The organism is Paenibacillus jilunlii, from assembly GCF_900102965.1.
Classification (GTDB): domain Bacteria; phylum Bacillota; class Bacilli; order Paenibacillales; family Paenibacillaceae; genus Paenibacillus_AQ; species Paenibacillus_AQ jilunlii.
In genome coordinates, this window is sequence record NZ_FNGM01000001.1 from 874,095 (window position 1) to 888,984 (window position 14,890).

18 protein-coding genes are annotated in these 14,890 nt (G+C 49.9%); 15 read left to right on the forward strand and 3 right to left on the reverse strand.

Annotated elements, in window-relative coordinates:
* The first annotated feature begins 44 nt into the window (after positions 1–44).
* From BLQ82_RS04170 to BLQ82_RS04180, 4 genes are read left to right on the forward strand one after another with little or no spacing between them, the layout of a single operon-like run.
* Positions 45–1,166 carry a hypothetical protein gene (locus BLQ82_RS04170; RefSeq protein WP_062527952.1) on the forward strand — a complete coding sequence of 374 codons (1,122 nt, stop codon included), beginning with the start codon at positions 45–47 and terminating at the stop codon, positions 1,164–1,166.
* Positions 1,163–2,155, forward strand: coding sequence for an ABC transporter ATP-binding protein (locus BLQ82_RS04175; protein WP_074647743.1), 993 nt, complete (start codon positions 1,163–1,165; stop codon positions 2,153–2,155). The genes BLQ82_RS04170 and BLQ82_RS04175 overlap by 4 nt, the downstream gene beginning before the upstream one ends.
* Positions 2,152–2,523 (forward strand): hypothetical protein, encoded by a 372-nt coding sequence (locus tag BLQ82_RS32520; protein WP_244280685.1) that lies wholly within the window; start codon positions 2,152–2,154, stop codon positions 2,521–2,523. Before BLQ82_RS04175 ends, BLQ82_RS32520 begins: the two co-directional genes overlap by 4 nt.
* On the forward strand, positions 2,448–3,038 hold the full coding sequence (locus BLQ82_RS04180) for a hypothetical protein (protein ID WP_244280686.1): 591 nt from the start codon (positions 2,448–2,450) through the stop codon (positions 3,036–3,038). Before BLQ82_RS32520 ends, BLQ82_RS04180 begins: the two co-directional genes overlap by 76 nt.
* A 95-nt stretch (positions 3,039–3,133) precedes the next feature.
* Here BLQ82_RS04180 and BLQ82_RS04185 read toward each other — a convergent pair whose 3' ends face one another.
* A complete protein-coding gene (locus BLQ82_RS04185; protein ID WP_062527956.1) occupies positions 3,134–3,460 on the reverse strand; it encodes a catDE operon transcriptional regulator CatR in 327 nt (108 codons plus the stop codon).
* Positions 3,461–3,637: 177 nt separating this feature from the next.
* On the opposite strand from BLQ82_RS04185, the gene BLQ82_RS04190 reads away from it, so the two are divergent.
* From BLQ82_RS04190 to BLQ82_RS04220, 7 genes are all read left to right on the forward strand, one after another.
* The gene (locus BLQ82_RS04190; RefSeq protein ID WP_062527958.1) at positions 3,638–4,420 is read left to right on the forward strand and encodes a GTP cyclohydrolase II; all 783 of its coding nucleotides are present in this window, start codon (positions 3,638–3,640) and stop codon (positions 4,418–4,420) included.
* Between the two features lie 56 nt (positions 4,421–4,476).
* Positions 4,477–5,532 carry an ABC transporter ATP-binding protein gene (locus tag BLQ82_RS04195; protein WP_062527960.1) on the forward strand — a complete coding sequence of 352 codons (1,056 nt, stop codon included), beginning with the start codon at positions 4,477–4,479 and terminating at the stop codon, positions 5,530–5,532.
* Positions 5,533–5,611: 79 nt separating this feature from the next.
* Positions 5,612–6,406: an ABC transporter permease gene (locus BLQ82_RS04200; RefSeq protein WP_062528545.1), complete on the forward strand. Its 795-nt coding sequence runs from the start codon at positions 5,612–5,614 to the stop codon at positions 6,404–6,406.
* Positions 6,407–6,454: 48 nt separating this feature from the next.
* Entirely contained in the window at positions 6,455–7,198 is a 744-nt protein-coding gene (locus tag BLQ82_RS04205) for an ABC transporter permease (protein ID WP_208810851.1), read from the forward strand.
* A 209-nt stretch (positions 7,199–7,407) separates the two neighbouring features.
* A complete protein-coding gene (locus tag BLQ82_RS04210) occupies positions 7,408–8,403 on the forward strand; it encodes an ROK family protein (RefSeq protein ID WP_062527964.1) in 996 nt (331 codons plus the stop codon).
* Positions 8,404–8,463: 60 nt separating this feature from the next.
* On the forward strand, positions 8,464–9,000 hold the full coding sequence (locus tag BLQ82_RS04215) for a hypothetical protein (RefSeq protein WP_062527966.1): 537 nt from the start codon (positions 8,464–8,466) through the stop codon (positions 8,998–9,000).
* Positions 9,001–9,008: 8 nt separating this feature from the next.
* A complete protein-coding gene (locus BLQ82_RS04220) occupies positions 9,009–9,206 on the forward strand; it encodes a hypothetical protein (RefSeq protein ID WP_062527968.1) in 198 nt (65 codons plus the stop codon).
* Here the strand turns inward: BLQ82_RS04220 and BLQ82_RS04225 are convergent.
* Entirely contained in the window at positions 9,179–9,616 is a 438-nt protein-coding gene (locus tag BLQ82_RS04225; RefSeq protein ID WP_062527970.1) for a DUF4395 domain-containing protein, read from the reverse strand. The two genes, BLQ82_RS04220 and BLQ82_RS04225, sit on opposite strands and share 28 nt — an antisense overlap.
* A 160-nt stretch (positions 9,617–9,776) precedes the next feature.
* Between BLQ82_RS04225 and BLQ82_RS04230 the strand changes: the two genes are divergently transcribed.
* The 3 genes from BLQ82_RS04230 to BLQ82_RS04240 all read left to right on the forward strand — a co-directional run bounded on the left by BLQ82_RS04230 (position 9,777) and on the right by BLQ82_RS04240 (position 12,822).
* Entirely contained in the window at positions 9,777–10,355 is a 579-nt protein-coding gene (locus BLQ82_RS04230) for a TetR/AcrR family transcriptional regulator (RefSeq protein ID WP_341874778.1), read from the forward strand.
* Between the two features lie 64 nt (positions 10,356–10,419).
* Complete coding sequence (locus tag BLQ82_RS04235; protein WP_062528546.1) at positions 10,420–11,874, forward strand: DHA2 family efflux MFS transporter permease subunit; 1,455 nt, start codon at positions 10,420–10,422, stop codon at positions 11,872–11,874.
* A gap of 177 nt (positions 11,875–12,051) precedes the next feature.
* A complete protein-coding gene (locus BLQ82_RS04240) occupies positions 12,052–12,822 on the forward strand; it encodes a M15 family metallopeptidase (RefSeq protein WP_082722828.1) in 771 nt (256 codons plus the stop codon).
* Between the two features lie 7 nt (positions 12,823–12,829).
* Here the strand turns inward: BLQ82_RS04240 and BLQ82_RS04245 are convergent, their stop codons facing one another.
* Positions 12,830–13,828 carry an ABC transporter substrate-binding protein gene (locus BLQ82_RS04245; RefSeq protein ID WP_062527975.1) on the reverse strand — a complete coding sequence of 333 codons (999 nt, stop codon included), beginning with the start codon at positions 13,826–13,828 and terminating at the stop codon, positions 12,830–12,832.
* Positions 13,829–14,032: 204 nt separating this feature from the next.
* Between BLQ82_RS04245 and BLQ82_RS04250 the strand changes: the two genes are divergently transcribed.
* Positions 14,033–14,806 carry a stalk domain-containing protein gene (locus tag BLQ82_RS04250; RefSeq protein WP_062527976.1) on the forward strand — a complete coding sequence of 258 codons (774 nt, stop codon included), beginning with the start codon at positions 14,033–14,035 and terminating at the stop codon, positions 14,804–14,806.
* Positions 14,807–14,890 lie beyond the last annotated feature (84 nt).

Sequence of the window (14,890 nt, forward strand, 5' to 3'; positions counted from 1 at the left end):
CCAGTACAGCCTGTGCTTACAAGACTTTTTAGGAGGACCAGCAAATGACCAATCCTTTGAAATATGATTCCGATAAACAACTTACGGATGAAGCCTGGACGAACCTGCAAACCAAGCTTGCCGCTGAGCCGGTGAATCCGGTATGGGCAACATGGGGGCAGGAAGCCAAGAATGTGAATCGTGCTGAGGGCCATACGGCACCCGGATCGGACGCCCATCAGATGGGAAATGTGGCGCAGCCTTCAGTGAGCCCTGCGGCAATCGCTCCTGCACAGGCGAAAACTGATGCCCGGAAAACACGGCGGCCTGCAATGACCCGCCGCCGGAAATGGGCAACAGCTGCGGCAGGGGTTGCCGTATTCGCTGCCATACTCGCTACCCCTGTAGGCAACACGGCCATGGCGGCCATACTGGGTCAATTCCGGATGCAGGAAGTAACGTTCGTCAATGAAGATGATCTGCGGAGTTTGTTCTATAAGGCCAGCGGGGAAGACAATGTCAATGATGCTGTCAACAAATTTGGTTCATTCAGCTATTCATACGGTACACTCAATGGAATGCTGCCAGTGAATGCATTGCAGGATAAATTGGGCTACGCTGCACCGGCCGGTAAGGCTTTTGATAAGGTGAAAAACGTGTATGTAAACTCCTCACAGCAAATTACACTGACACTCAAGGTGGATGAGGTGAATAAGGCGCTAAAGCGTCTGGGGGCGACCCGGCTGCTGCCAGAATCCGTTGACGGCAAGCCAGTCACGCTGTCGATTCCCGAGTCTGTAAGCTATGATTTTTCTACGGATGATCATTGGTCGAATCTGATGCAGATGAATACGCCTGTGGTGAATGTAGATCCTTCTATCAACGTGGAAGAGGCTGTGCAGGCTGTCATTGACTTCCCGCTTCTCCCGGATGAGCTGAAATCCAGTCTGCAGCGGAGCAGCATTCTGGCCGGAGATCTGCCCATGCCTGTGATCAAAGGGAATCATTCCGAGCAGATTACGGTGAACGGTATAAAGGTTATTATGGAAACTATGGAGTATAGCGATGGGCCTATTTATAGCGCTACGTGGGTGAATAAAGGGCAACTGTTCGATTTTTCCGGCGGATCGCTGTATCAGGATAAAGAGAAATTCATGAAGCAGCTTCAGGAGTTGATCACGCAATGAATGTACCCGCAATCGAAGCACAATTACTGACCAAAGAATACAATAGCGGACGCGGCTGCCGGGATGTATCTATAACTGTTGAGAAAGGGGAAGCCTTTGGCTTCCTCGGTCCTAACGGCGCCGGTAAAAGCACCTTTGTCAAAATGCTGGCGGGCTTGATCCGTCCTACCAGCGGGAGTGCTGCTTTGTTTGGGCATCCGATCGGAACAGTGGCAGCCAAGGCAAAGATTGGTTATCTGCCGGAGCTGTACCGGTATCAGGAATGGCTGAACGGAGAGGAGGTAGTCAGGCTTCATGCCCGTTTATGCGGTATCGGTAAGTCTGAAGCAGACCGGAGAATACCGGAACTTCTGAAAGAGGTAGGGATTGGACAACGGGGCCGTGACCGGGTGAAGCATTATTCCAAGGGGATGCAGCAGCGGCTGGGTCTTGCCTGCGCACTTGTGAACGATCCGGAGCTTGTTTTTCTGGATGAACCATCTTCGGCGCTTGACCCTATCGGCCGTATGGAAGTACGGACTATATTGGAAAGGCTGAAGCAGCGGGGCATCACCATTTATCTCAACTCTCACCTGCTTGAGGATGTTGAGGTGCTGTGCGACCGGATGGCGCTGCTGAATAACGGCGAGATCCTGCGGCACGGCAAAGTTGCAGAAATTTTGAATAAGCGAACTAGCTGGCATTTTAAAGTGGGCGGCTATTCGCCTTTTTTGCTGTCCTGGCTGATGGAGCATACGGGACTGCAGATCAGACAAGCTGTAGAAGATGCGGATCACGCAGAAGGCGGCATCGCTATACCTTCGACCGTTGAAGGCAGTGTGGTGTGGCTGGAGGCGGAAGTCGAGAGTGAAGAGCAAGTGGGCTGGCTGAATGCACTTATCATCGAGCAAGGCATGACCTTGTATGAGGTTGCCCGTAAAAAAGAACGGCTGGAAGAATGGTTCCTGGATGCTGTATCCGGGCTTAGCCACAGGGGGGAGCGGGAATGAGAATAATACTCGGAATGACCTGGAAGGAACTGCTGAGGAAAAAGGTAATGCTTATGACTTTAATTATGACTGCTGTATTCCTGCTCGCGTTCTGGTTTGTGGCAAATACAGTGGGAAGCAGCGGGACTGAAAGGGGATCCGGCATCGCGAATGGGGGGGACCTGATCAATAGGTTTTCGAACGGAGCTTTCATTGTAACCATGGGGTTTTTCTTCGGGGCTTTTGTCATCGCCTTTCTGGCTATTTTTTCAGTTCTTTCTCTTCCATTGCGGGGGAAGCCGAACAGGGGATCATGCAAGCTTTACTTCCCCGTCCGCTGCCGCGCTGGAAATGGTATCTGGGCCGCTGGCTCGGGTATGTCACCTTAGGGCTGCTGTATGCTCTGCTTCTGTTTACTGCGATTCTGCTGATCGCGGATGCCCATGCTCCCATCCCGCGGGACGGGGCGGCACTGGTAAAAGCATTTCTGCTCTTCGGCTCTCTCGTACCGCTGCTGATCAGCTTATCCATGCTGGGCTCCGGCTTGTTCTCGGCAGTGGGCAATGGTGTCTTCATGACAATGCTCTACGGAGCGGGCTGGCTCGGGGGAATGATCGATAAGCTGAGCGGCCCGCTTGGTTTAAAGGAAGAGGCGCTAAATACACTGCATAATCTCACAGGAATCATGTCCCTTCTCATGCCGGCGGATGCCCTGCAGCGTAAAATGACAGCGGAGCTGTTCAGTCTGGATGAGTTGAGCGGCATAGTTAGTATGAATTTCAGTTCTTTCCCACTCATGGACATCAACTCCGTTCCTTCCAATTCATTTATAATCTATGGCGCTCTGTATGCAGTTGTAGTGTTTACAATGGGACTGCTGCGGTTTCAGCGCAAGGATGTATAACGTGTGCCGCCATAATAAATAGATACCACAAATAGCGCCCTGACGGATTCCGTGGCTGGAACCAGCAGGGCGCTATTTTGCTTGCAGGCCGGATGTCATTTGCTTGCGCCGATCTCAATCCAATCGGTAGACCAGTTGCCAATCTCTCCAAGGATAGGAGCCAGGGCATTTCCTTTGCTGGTCAACGAGTACTCAATCCGGACTGGCATTTCAGGATACACTGTGCGCTCGATGATGCCTTCGTTCTCCATTTCCTTCAAGCGGTCCGACAGCACTTTGCCGCTCAGATTGGAAAGGCAGCTCTCAATTTCACCAAAACGGCGGGGACCCTTCATCAGAACAAATACGATTAGGGCAACCCACCGTTTACTGAGCATATCAACCGCTTTTTCAAAGCGTGGGCACATTTCGAAATTATCCATAAAGATCACCTCGCATTCATTATATCATAAACTTACAATAAGTAATTATAAATATTTATATATATATTATAACTTGACGAAGTTATATTACAATGATAAACTTACTTACAAATAGTTACTTGACGTAAAAATAGTGAATACTTAAAATTTAAGAATACTGTTTAGGACGGTGCCAATATGATCAAACCAGATATCTTATCTATATTGCAGAATAAAATCAAGCGGATTACCATGGACGATTCCACGAATATACTCGTAGGCCCTATAACACTGCCAGTGAACCTGGATGGAGAGACGGTTACCTTTAAGTGGTACAGCTGGCTGAAAGCCACCGATGAGGAATTGCAGGGCGGGGACAGTAAAGAAGCTACGGAATTGCTGATCTCCCGGCTATCCTCGATGAATCTGGCCGAAGGGCAGCAATCGAGCGTGCTGGTCTACGGAGATTTTGCAGATTCGGAAGAAGCGCTGATCCGGATGCACAGCATCTGCCATACGGGAGATATTTTTGGCAGCAAACGCTGCGATTGCGGCTTTCAGCTCCGCCAGTCGATGAAGATGATTGCTCAGCACGGGTCGGGTGCGCTGTTCTATCTGGCTAACCATGAAGGAAGAGGCATCGGTCTTTTCAGCAAGGCTATGGCATACATTCTTCAAGAAGAAGGGTATGATACTGTTGAAGCGAATCTGGAGCTGGGCTTTGCCGATGATTCCAGAGATTACAGGGATGCGATCAGCGTTCTGCAGCACTTGCGCAGCAAGCCGGTGACTCTGATTACGAATAATCCGAAGAAGATGGAAGCCCTGAAGGCAGCCGGAATGAATACCGGCAAGAGAATACCTCTATGGGGCGACGTTTCGGTCTTCAATGAAAAGTACTTAAGGACGAAAGTGGCCCGCTCCGGCCATCTGGAGGCGGTACCGGACGCTGATTTTTTTGAGGGACGAGTAGCCAAATAATGCAGAGATGATATAATGGGGTACTGAACCTAATACTTAGCTTAGCGAGGTACGATATGAATGCGATTCAAGTACAGGACTTGCGCAAAACCTTCAAAGTCCAAAAAAACCGCGAGGGCCTCAAAGGGGCCTTCGCTGATTTGTTTAAACGGCAGTATTCCGAGGTCATGGCTGTAAAGGATATTTCCTTCAGCATCCCCCAAGGTGAGATTTGCGGCTATATCGGGGAGAATGGTGCGGGTAAATCGACGACGATCAAGATGCTCACAGGCATTCTTGTTCCTACTTCGGGTACCCTCTCTGTCGGTGGATATGTACCGTATGAGGAACGGGAGAAATTTGTGCGGAATATAGGTGTCGTGTTCGGGCAGCGCAGCCAGCTGTGGTGGGATATCGGCGTTATTGAATCTTTTCAGCTGCTCCGCAAGGTATACCGGGTGCCGGAGCAGGAATTCAAGAAACGGCTGGACGAGCTGGTAGAGCGGCTGGAGCTGCAGGATCTGCTGAACCGGCCGGTCCGCAAGCTCAGTCTTGGACAGCGGATGCGGTGTGAGCTGGTAGCCGCACTGTTGCATAATCCGTCCATCCTGTTCCTGGATGAGCCAACCATTGGACTCGACATTGTCGTGAAATCGGAAATCCGCCAGTTCCTTAAGGATATGAACCGTGAGCATGGAACCACTATTCTGCTGACTACTCATGATCTGCAGGATATTGAAGCACTCTGTTCACGGGTCATTATGCTTGACGACGGGCGCATCATTTATGATGGCGGTCTTGAGGATCTGAAGCAGCGCTGGGGAACCGGCCGCGAGGTGCAGTTCCAATTCGGAGCAGCCACGAAGCTGCAGCAGCTTACCCAGTGGACGGAAGGAATGCCGGTGACCTGGTCCTCTGAGAATGATCTGGAAGCCAAAGTATGGATTCCGCTGGAACTGAACGTCTCCGATGTGCTTGGACGGGTCGTGGGCCAGGCAGACATCACCGATATCAAAATCATTGAAACCAACACGGATGATATCGTCCGCAGCATTTATCAATCAGGTTCGGCCGAGAAACCGGAAGATAAGATTCTTGCTTTGCAGGATGAGAAAGAGGTCATCCATGTCTGAACAGCTAAAGGCTGCTGCAGCCACATCTTCCGCCGGAGGTTCTTCCGCAGGCAGTCCGCAGGAGAACGGCTGGAGGCTGCTGCTCGGCGCTTATTTCGATTTCATCCGCATCCGTTTTTTGACCATGCTGGCTTACCGTGTCAATTATTATTCCGGCATTCTAATCTATACGCTGAATATCGGCGTGAATTATTTCACCTGGAGAGCCATCTACGGTGATGGTGAATCCCTGGGCGGCTTTACAGGTGCTCAGATGACGACGTACGTTGCAGTATCCTGGATGGCCCGGGCCTTTTATTTCAACAACCTGGACCGGGAGATTTCAACGGATATCCGAGACGGAAGCATCGCAATCCAGTTCATTAGGCCTTATAACTATGTGTTGGTCAAAATGATGCAGGGACTTGGCGAAGGCCTCTTCCGCTTTATGATGCTGATGATCCCGGGTATGGTGATTGCCATTCTGCTGTTTCCGGTGCAATTGCCGACAGATTTGTCAGCATGGGCAGGCTTTCTTGTTATGCTCTTCTTCAGCTTCCTGATCAGTTCACAGATTAATATCATTACGGGATTATCGGCGTTTTTTGTTGAGAATAACGAGGGCATGATGCGCATGAAGCGTGTCGTGGTTGACCTGTTCTCCGGCCTGATCGTGCCGATCAGCCTGTTTCCGGGCTGGCTGTCCTCCGTCCTTGAAGTTCTGCCCTTTCAAGCCATCACTTATCTGCCGGGTTCTGTATTTACGGGACGGGTGCAGGGAGTAGGCATTTGGAATGTGCTGGGTATCCAGGTCATCTGGTTCGTAGTGCTGCTGATTCCGATTGTCTGGCTATACCACGCGGCGCGTCAGCGGCTGTTCGTGCAGGGAGGGTGAGCGGAGTTGTACTATTTGGGATTATTATTTGAATACCTGAAAAACTATATGAAGACCCGTCTGACGTACCGCGCCGATTTTTGGGTGGAGGTGGTGTCGGATTTGCTGTTTCAAGCCACCAACTTCATCTTTATTCTGGTCATTTTCATGCATACTGAAAGTCTTGGCGGGTGGAGCCAGAATGAGGTTGTGTTCGTATACGGATTTTTTATGGTGCCATTTGGTGTCTTCAGCTGTTTCGTGAACATGTGGGGCTTCAGCGAGCGGTATATCGTTAAAGGTGAAATGGACCGTATCCTGACCCGTCCGGCGCATAACCTGTTCCAGATTTTCCTCGAAAACGTGGACCCACCGGCACTGGTAGGCTCTGTGATTGGACTGATTATCATGGGGATCAGCGGGAGCAATCTGGGACTGCCCTTTGAATGGTGGACCATTCCAATGGTTATTATTTTGACGCTCAGCGCGGTTGCGATTTACACGGGGATTTATACGACTTTGACTTCATTGTCGTTTTATTCGGATGCACCAACCGGCATTCTGCCGCTGATGTATAACATTCAGACCTACGGCCGTTATCCGGTCACGATCTATAACCGGGCGATTCAGGTACTGCTTACCTGGATTATTCCGTTTGCTTTTGTCGGAATCTATCCGGCGGCATTGTTTCTGCACCGCGAGGAGATGCAGGGCATGGCGCTGCTGACTCCGGTGGTAGGGGCGATATTCCTGGGGATTGGACTGCTGTCCTGGAATTACGGTGTCAAAAGATATAAGGGAGCCGGCTCATAAGGCAGGCTTCTCGTTCTACGCAAGCAAGGCAGATTGGCGGGATAAGCGCCAGCCTGCCTTTTTTAGTTATACAGGAAATCATTTCGTGCTTCCAGGCTGTGCGGTCAGAAGTTCCAAAAGTGATATAAGATGTTATTTAAATCTCTTTTCACATAGGCGGAAGATCCTCATAATAGTCGCAGAGATACCAGTCATTGAGGAGTGTGAAAATGAAACTGTATACCATCGGTGTAGATTTGGGCGGAACCAATATCAAGGCAGCACTGTTTGATCCCGGTTTCACCGCAATCGGAGAGTTATCTGTACCCACGGAAGCCGCCCGGGGACCGGCCCATGTGCTGTCGAGAATCCGGCTTTCTGTACAGCTGCTGACTGAAGACAAAGGGATTACCCTTCGGAGTATAGCCTGCATGGGTCTGGGAATTCCGGGCCTGCTCGATCCCGAAGAAGGGATGTCCCTATTTTCACCCAATTTTCCGGGCTGGGAACATATACATATCGTGAATGAAATGAAGCCATATTACGATTTTCCTGTCTTTATTGATAATGATGTCAGGGTAAATCTGTATGGGGAATGGCAGCATGGGGCGGCAAGAGGGTACAAGAACGTAGTATTGCTGACGCTGGGAACGGGACTGGGCTCGGGAATTGTGAATGATGGCAGGGTTGTATATGGAACCACATTCAGCGCGGGAGAGATCGGCCATATGAACATGTTCAGACAGGGCCGTCCCTGCCGCTGCGGCAGCTCGGGCTGCCTCGGAAGATACGTATCGGCAGTCGGGATGGTGAACACCTTCACAGAAAAGCTGGCGGAAGGCAGGCCAAGCATCATTCAAACCTGGACAGGCGGTGACAAGGAGCGGATAACTGCGCTAATGATCTCAGAAGCTTACGATCTTGAAGATGCTTTGGCAATAGAGGTTATGCATGAGACAGGCGTCCTGCTGGGCTTTGGACTGGCGAATGTGATCAATCTGCTGAATCCGGAGGCCGTCATCATTGGCGGCGGGATGTCTGCGGCAGGAGAACGGCTGCTGCGAAGTGTCCGTGAGACGGTGGCGGAACATGCGCTGAAGCTGTCCGGCAGCAGGTGCAAGATACTTCAGGCGGAGCTGGGAAGCCGTGCGGGCACGCTGGGTGCAGCAGCTTATGCGCTACGGAGGCTGAAGGGTAAAAAAGTGCATCATGAAGGTGCTGAATGATGAAACTGCCTCCGTAGCATGCTATGCTATATGTTATTACGACTAAGCAGGAGGCCAAAGATGAAACGAGATATTCAGCACGTGCCTTACGGCTATGAGCCGCCCGCTGCGGAACGCAAGGGAACCCTTGTATTTTATGATTCGTTTGAGCATATCACCGATCTGGAGCTGGAACAGGCGGCCCGCACGGCAACGGAACGCAAGTTCACGAAGCTGGTGCTGTATCCGCTGCATGAAGAAACGGTAAGACGGATGAGCAAGGAGCCGGTGTCGGCATTTTACAAGCGGGAGGACCGTCTGCATGAATGGAAAAGAGAACAGGGCCGCCCGTTCATAACCGTGGAGAGCCTTGAAGGGAAGCGGAAAAAGTATACACCACTGGACTCCGCGCTCCGGCATATCAGCGAAGTGTATCCTTCGCCGTATTTTCTCTATCTGACGCCTAATACGGCCAACCAGTTTGCTTCGTATGCTTCTTTTGAGGAGTGGATTGTCAAGCTGCGGCTGATTCTGTCGGAGGCGCCTGCTAATGTGCACCCGCGTCTGGAGAAGTTCCGGCACCGCTGGGATATCGCTGGGGAAGAGAAGAGTGTGTAGGTGGCAGGATGGTATTGCAGGTATTTTTTCAAGGGGGCATGGTGGAAGAAGGTTTGTCCATGGATTCAGAGCTGCTGCATGAAGGGGATAATGAGCTAGGAGTTGGCCCTTTGACGGGGACAAGTGAACAACATGCTGTTCTTCAAGCTGCTCCTGGCATGTTGTTCAACCCCAATTACTATGCATTTCCCTGTTTGCGTCTGTAGGTGTACATTCTCCATTGATAGTGGATGAAGCAGCCGATGCAGAAGCCAAGAATAGCTACAGTGGCAGCCACAGCCACCATAACTGTGAAGATGTAGGCGGCAATGGTCCACCCTGCCAGGAAGCTGAGCAGTCCAGCGGCGAGACAGAAAACAGCAATGCTCTGGTTAAACTGCTGCTGCTCCGGGTCTTCAAGCACATAAGCGGAACGCTCCTTGCGGAGAAAGCGGGCTGCCAGCTTGATGACAGGATTATAATTCAATATCAGCCCGGACATTCCAGCGGCAAGCGGCAGCGCCAGAATCCAGTACTGGGCTGTTACCCAGCTTAGCAATACTGAAAGCACAATAAAGGCTTGATTGGTTTTGACCAGCGGCCGTGGAATTCCCTGCGAATCAGCACGCTCACCCATTAAAACACACCTTTCGGATTGGAATAATAAAATTATAACTGAACCATCGGATCATAGCAATTGAAATCACAAAGGTTGAAATTTGAATTAATAAAATATTGACAGTTCACCAGGATTCATGGTTTCATTATGTAGACCGATTGTTATAAAAGCAAAGGAAGTGTCGCGCTTGTCAAACAAGCCCAATGCGCGTGAAGCGATTGTCGAAACTGCTTCAAGACTATTTTTCACACAAGGCTATCATGCTACAGGTCTAAGTCAGATTATCAAGGACAGTGACTCACCGAAGGGATCTCTGTATTATTACTTCCCCCATGGCAAAGAGGAGCTGGCCTTAACTTGCATCCATAAGACTAGCGAGATCGTGGTAAGACAGCTTAAGCAGTACGTGGAGAAGGATGTAGCCGTGGAGCAGGCGGTTCAGGATTTCATTCTGCAGATGGTCAGGGATGCGGAGGAGTCTGACTACAAAGGAATGGTGCCGTTCAGTTTCTGGGTAGCCGTAGAGACTTCGTGTATCAGCGAGGAACTGAGAAGGGCATGTCAGGCTGTATTCAAGGATTGGCAGGATGTCATTCTGCAGCGGCTGCTGGAAGAAGGAATTGACACTGAACTCGCAGCCGATAAGGCATCCGTTGTCGTTTCGTTATTTGAAGGCGCACTGCTTCAGACCTTGACCTGCCGGAGCACCGGTCCGCTGCTTGCCGCTGCCAGGATGATTCCCGGATTGCTCGGTTAAGCAAGAAAAAGGAAAGATAGAGAAAAATATTTATATCAGGAGGATTTATAGAGTGGGAGCTACCATGACTGGAAAGAAACAAACTGAAGAAAGAAAGTTCAAAACCATACCGATTCTTGTCTCCTTGCTGCTCGCCGGATTTATCGGCATGTTCAGTGAGACCGCGCTTAATGTGGCCTTAAGTGATCTGATGAAGGTCCTGGAAATTACACCGACGACAGCACAGTGGCTGACAACAGCTTACCTGCTTACCCTCGGTATTCTCGTACCGATATCCGGATTGCTTCTGCAATGGTTTTCTACAAGACAATTGTTCGTTGCGGCATTAAGCTTTTCTATTCTGGGGACCTTCCTGGCCGCAATATCGCCGAATTTCGAGTTTCTGCTTACGGCCCGTGTGGTTCAGGCACTGGGAACCGCACTGCTTCTGCCGCTGATGTTCAATACGATTCTGGTTATTATCCCCCCTGAAAAAAGAGGGGCGGCGATGGGGCTGATCGGCCTCGTCATCATGGTTGCTCCGGCGGTTGGACCGACAATTGCCGGTCTCCTGATCGAGAACCTGAGCTGGCACTGGATTTTCTGGCTGTCACTGCCGTTCCTGGTGCTTGCCCTGATCTTCGGCATTCTGTTCATGCAGAATGTAAGCGAAGTGACCAAACCCAAGATTGACCTGCTGTCGATTCTGCTGTCTTCCTTAGGTTTTGGCGGGATCGTATTCGGGTTCAGCAGTGCGGGTGAAGCCGAAGGATGGGGAAGCCCGAAAGTCATTATTGCGATTGCCATCGGCGTGATTGCGCTTCTGTTATTCGGTGTCCGCCAGGTGAAGATGAAGCAGCCGATGATCAACTTGCGCGCTTTTAAATTCCCGATGTTTGCCGTTGGGGTAGCTATGGTCTTCATCTGTATGATGGTCATTCTGTCCTCGATGCTCATCCTTCCGATGTATCTGCAGCAAGGACAAGGCTATACCGCATTCAAAGCAGGCTTGCTGCTATTGCCGGGAGGTATTATTAACGGGCTGATGTCGCCGATTATGGGCCGACTGTTCGATAAATATGGACCGAAGTGGCTGGTCATTCCGGGTCTGATCATCGTGGCTGTGACGCTGTGGTTCTTCTCAGGCATTACCGCTGCGTCCACGATTGCTTTTGTCATCGTGCTGCACAGCACACTCATGATCGGTGTGTCGATGATTTTCATGCCGGCACAGACTAACGGAATCAACCAATTGCCGATGGAGCTCTATCCGGATGGAACAGCGATCATGAACACACTGCAGCAGGTTGCGGGTGCGATTGGCACAGCGCTTGCCGTCAGCATCATGACAGCAGGTACCAAAAACTACATGAAAACTGTGGCCGATCCAACCGATCCTGCCAATGTGCTTCCTGCATTCACCGAAGGGGTACAGAATGCATTTATCTTCGGAATGGGTGTAGCCATTATCGGCCTGATTCTGGCCTTTTTCATCAAACGTGTAATTGTGCAGCACAAAGCACAAGCTCCGATGCACTAATCACAAGAGAATAAATTATTGTTAGAGACACATCCGCTATGGGTGTGTCTTTTGTTTTGTAGAAGGATTTACCGGAGAAAAGACATCATCCCCGCACAGCATCGTTTTTTTAGCAGTAGCCAGGGGTAAGAGTATAGGTTATTCTGGAGTTGACTTGCAGATGGAGGAGGCGAATGAATGCTCAGCAAACGGAAGCTTGCAGCGAACAAAATAACGGCGTTTACCTTCGCGGCCAGCTTGGGCATCGCATTAATATTTCATGGCAGCATCGCTGCGGCAGAATCTGGATACAAAGCTGGAGTTGCTTCCCAGCCGGTCAAAGTTCAGAAAAAAAACAGCCTGCCCAAGGGGTTCGTATATCTGGATGAGGTTATTCCTACAGCACAGTACGAGATAAGATATTACAGTGAGAACAATTTTACGGGATCACGTGTTGACGGTTACAAAGCGCCACTTGCCATCTTTTCACAAGCAGGGGCCAAAGCATTAAAGGCGGTGAGTGACGATCTGGCCGGCAAGGGATACATTCTAAGAATTTATGATGCTTACCGTCCGCAAAAAGCAGTGGATGATTTTGTGGCCTGGTCTCAGGATGCCGCTGACATCAAGATGAAGCAGCAGTACTATCCTAAGCTGGACAAGCGCAATCTGTTCAAGCTGGGCTTTATTGCCAAGAAATCCGGCCACACCAGGGGCGGTACGATTGATCTGACGCTGGCGTATGCCAAAACGGGCACCCTGGTGGATATGGGCAGCCCGTATGATTTCTTTGGAGAGATTTCCTATTACAATACTTCACTCATCAGCAAGACACAACATGCCAACCGTAAAATACTTAAGGATGTTATGGTCAAACACGGTTTTAAGCCCTACAGCAAAGAGTGGTGGCATTTCACCCTGATCAAAGAGCCTTTTCCGTCACAGTACTTTAATTTCGATGTAGAATAAGCAGGCTCTATGATCCCTTCGCCATAAGTTTTGGCAGTTCTTCAAGCAGACGTGTTCTTGTGATGATATCGTCAAAATTCCATTTACTGTCGGCAGCATAGGTATGACCATTTTTGACTGCCGGAATAGACTTCCAGATGGCGCTGCCCAGCAGTTGATTCAAAGCTGAGGAAGTTTCCTCGGCCTCATCCCCAAGGATGAAAATTTCTTCACCGGCATAGGATGGCAAAATTTCCTCCGAAATTTCGCTGAACAGCTCATCTTGGTTGATCAGCTCCTGAACCTTGGGAGGGGGTGCGAATCCCAGCATATCATAGAGCGATACCGATATCCCCTGATGCCCCATAACATACAATGTTTTGCCAAGCTGGAGGAACACGGTGGCAGTCTCACCCGGCTTCAGATCCAGCATTAACTGCTTTTTGACGTTCGCCGCCTTGGTTTCGTATTCGGTGATCTTTTGCTCAGCGATGTCTTGCTTGCCCAGAAGATCTGCGATCTGCCGCAGTCTAGTATAGGTGTCGTTTTCACCTATCACGACAGTAGGGGCGATTTCAGATAGAGACTCCAATGCGCTCTCATCCCAATCGCTGAAGATGATGAGATCCGGTGTTAATGAGAGGACCTTCTCCAGCGCAGCGGGATACCCGACATCTTCAATCCCTTTCAGCAAATCGGGATATACGACTTGCGAAGCAATAACACTCAGCGTGGCCCCCACAGGCTTAACATCCAACGCCAGCAGGTCTCCAGGATCACTGCCGATATAGACTATTTTTTGGGGATTTACCGGAATTTCCACTTGCCTACTTTTAGAATCGGTGAATTTACGGGTCTCACCAGTCGCAGCGGAAGCCGAGGAGTTAGGCGCCACACTCTGAACGGAATCAATAGGGCCTGTACTAGAAGCTGCTTGCTGGCTACTGTTTGTGTTGCCGCCGCAGGCGGTCAATAGCAGTATGAAGATAAGTGCAATTCCCGGCAGAGGATAATTTCTGATTTTCAATTTGTAGAGTCCCTCCTAAACAATAATGATAATCATTATCAATTAAATTATCATAAGTTGTCTGATAGCACAATAAGAATAATTTATCTTCCCCCGAAAGCAGGAGTGTTATAAAATCAAAACAAATGGGTAATGTTTAATGTAAGGTCTGTTTACTGCAGCTTGAATACCTAGTCAATCAAATACAGGAGAGGTGGAATCGATGTGAAGATCAAGATCGCAACCGTAATCCTCAGTATTCTGTTATTGGCAACCGGGTTAGGGCTATTGCCGCCACAGCGTGCACAAGCCGCGGATAATATCAAGGTAATTCTGAATGGACAGCTGCTGCAGTTGGAGGAGTCGGCGGCCTACAAAAGCGGATCGAACCTTATGATTCCGCTGCGGGAAACAGCGGAAGCCCTCAAATATACAACAACGTATCAGGGGAGCACCGGACAAATTCAGCTGACACGGTTTAAAGAGACCATTGACTTCAAGCTTAGCGGGGATGAGGTCTTGCTTAACGGCAAAGACAAAGTTGTTTTGAATGATAAAATAGAAGTCAGACAGAAGCGCATTTATGTTCCGCTTTCCTTTTTTAATGCAATTGGGCTTATTGCCTCTTATAATCCGGGCACCGGGCAAGCTGAGATCTATGCTCCCGAGGTAACGGCAGGCGCAGTAACCGGTCTGCTTGCGGCAGGCAAATACCAGGAGCTTCAGGAACGTTACTTGAGCAATACGGCTTCCCAGCAGGCATTCCTGCCGCTTATCCAGAAAACCTGGGAGTCCGTTGCGGTCCCGGCTGGAAATTACTTTGGAATGAAAACCACGGACAGCCACTGGGCTCAGGACAAAATGATTATCCAGAGTGTGCTGATCTTTGAGAAGTCTGAAGCAACACTGACTTTAACTGTGGACACATCGGGAAAAATAACCGGGCTGACCTTGGCGCCCCTTGCTGCGAGTGAGGCAGCGGCCAGTCCGGTCAAATAAGCACAACAAGCAGGAAGGTGATCGTCCCTTGCGAAAAGGATGAAAGCCTTCTTTTTTTTTCTGAAAATCTATTGACAGAAACGC

Coding starts and splice junctions, on each gene's coding strand:
- BLQ82_RS04170 (WP_062527952.1), top strand. CDS start 45: ATGACCAATCCTTTGAAATATGATTCCGATAAACAACTTACGGATGAA.
- BLQ82_RS04175 (WP_074647743.1), top strand. CDS start 1,163: ATGAATGTACCCGCAATCGAAGCACAATTACTGACCAAAGAATACAAT.
- BLQ82_RS32520 (WP_244280685.1), top strand. CDS start 2,152: ATGAGAATAATACTCGGAATGACCTGGAAGGAACTGCTGAGGAAAAAG.
- BLQ82_RS04180 (WP_244280686.1), top strand. CDS start 2,448: ATGCAAGCTTTACTTCCCCGTCCGCTGCCGCGCTGGAAATGGTATCTG.
- BLQ82_RS04185 (WP_062527956.1), bottom strand. CDS start 3,460: ATGGATAATTTCGAAATGTGCCCACGCTTTGAAAAAGCGGTTGATATG.
- BLQ82_RS04190 (WP_062527958.1), top strand. CDS start 3,638: ATGATCAAACCAGATATCTTATCTATATTGCAGAATAAAATCAAGCGG.
- BLQ82_RS04195 (WP_062527960.1), top strand. CDS start 4,477: ATGAATGCGATTCAAGTACAGGACTTGCGCAAAACCTTCAAAGTCCAA.
- BLQ82_RS04205 (WP_208810851.1), top strand. CDS start 6,455: ATGAAGACCCGTCTGACGTACCGCGCCGATTTTTGGGTGGAGGTGGTG.
- BLQ82_RS04210 (WP_062527964.1), top strand. CDS start 7,408: ATGAAACTGTATACCATCGGTGTAGATTTGGGCGGAACCAATATCAAG.
- BLQ82_RS04215 (WP_062527966.1), top strand. CDS start 8,464: ATGAAACGAGATATTCAGCACGTGCCTTACGGCTATGAGCCGCCCGCT.
- BLQ82_RS04220 (WP_062527968.1), top strand. CDS start 9,009: ATGGTATTGCAGGTATTTTTTCAAGGGGGCATGGTGGAAGAAGGTTTG.
- BLQ82_RS04225 (WP_062527970.1), bottom strand. CDS start 9,616: ATGGGTGAGCGTGCTGATTCGCAGGGAATTCCACGGCCGCTGGTCAAA.
- BLQ82_RS04235 (WP_062528546.1), top strand. CDS start 10,420: ATGACTGGAAAGAAACAAACTGAAGAAAGAAAGTTCAAAACCATACCG.
- BLQ82_RS04240 (WP_082722828.1), top strand. CDS start 12,052: ATGCTCAGCAAACGGAAGCTTGCAGCGAACAAAATAACGGCGTTTACC.